The organism is Streptomyces sp. NRRL B-24572 (genome assembly GCF_002156145.1).
Taxonomy (GTDB): Bacteria; Actinomycetota; Actinomycetes; order Streptomycetales; family Streptomycetaceae; genus Streptomyces; species Streptomyces vietnamensis.
In genome coordinates this window covers 1-576 of the sequence record NZ_MWIG01001131.1, presented here as the reverse complement: position 1 = coordinate 576, position 576 = coordinate 1, and the positions used below count along the sequence as shown (strand labels likewise).

Annotated in this window: 1 protein-coding gene; it reads right to left on the bottom strand. The window is 75.9% G+C overall.

What is annotated here, in order from left to right; genetic code table 11:
* Positions 1 to 411, bottom strand: a 411-nt coding sequence (locus CCN56_RS40815) for an LLM class flavin-dependent oxidoreductase (RefSeq protein ID WP_143664846.1), incomplete at its 3' end; no start/stop codon positions are given.
* Positions 412 to 576: the final 165 nt, after the last annotated feature.

Sequence of the window (576 nt, the reverse complement as noted above, 5' to 3'; positions counted from 1 at the left end):
CTCGGCGACCTCGCCCGCCTCCTGCCAGAGCTCGGCGGTGGGCGGCGCGGGACGGCGGCCGAGGAGCCGGGCCTCGGCCCCGGTCGGGGAGACCGCGATCCGCCAGCCCGCGCGGCCCCGGCTCACCCAGTCGAGGGTGGCGACGGCGGCCTGGACGTGAAAGGGCTCGGTGTGCGTGGTGGTGACGGTCGGCACGAGACCGACCGATCGGGTCTCGGGGGCGACCCGGGCGAGCACGGCGAGCGCGTCGAGGCCGGGCCCGGCGAAGGAGTCGTCGTGGGTGAGGAAGTCGAGCGCGGCGGCCTCGGCGAGCCGGGCGAGCGCGACGGTACGGGCGGCGGTGCCGGGGTCGGCCCGCCCGGAGCCGGCGACGAGCTCGGCGGCGAGGTGAAGCGGTCGGGTACTGGTCATACGGGTCTCTCTCAGACATGGCCCGGTACGGGCTGGAAGACGACGACGGCGAGAGGGGGCGGGGACGGAGCGGGGAGGTGGTGTCCGGACGTAAAAGCGTCTTGAACTCGCGCGAAGCGCGGTGAGACGCAGTCCGGACACCACCTCCCCGCTCCGTCCCCGCCC